The sequence below is a fragment of the Pseudomonas sp. Kh14 genome (assembly GCF_900291005.1).
Classification (GTDB): domain Bacteria; phylum Pseudomonadota; class Gammaproteobacteria; order Pseudomonadales; family Pseudomonadaceae; genus Aquipseudomonas; species Aquipseudomonas alloputida.
The window spans coordinates 1-244 of record NZ_OLKJ01000252.1 but is presented as its reverse complement, the minus strand read 5'-3'; the positions used below and the strand labels follow the sequence as shown (position 1 = coordinate 244).

Below are 244 nucleotides of genomic sequence, written 5' to 3'. Positions count from 1 at the left end.
GTACGACTCTGTACCGCATCATCGCCACGCTCGTTGATCGCGGCATGATCCGCCGCGATCCGACACGTAAGGTCTACCGGCTGGGATTCAACTACCTGGAAATGGTGCGTAACGCTTACTTGGAGCCTGATCTGGTATCTGCGGCCAGTGAAGAACTTCGGGCCCTGCGGGATTTGACCGGCGAAACGTCTTACTTGGCTGTGCTCGATGGCAACCAAGTCCTCTCCCTGGAGCGGTGCGACGG

General features: G+C 58.6%; 1 pseudogene. It reads left to right on the top strand.

The features are described 5' to 3' along the window. Nucleotides 1–244: pseudogene (locus FQ668_RS28020) on the top strand (IclR family transcriptional regulator); the annotation flags it as partial.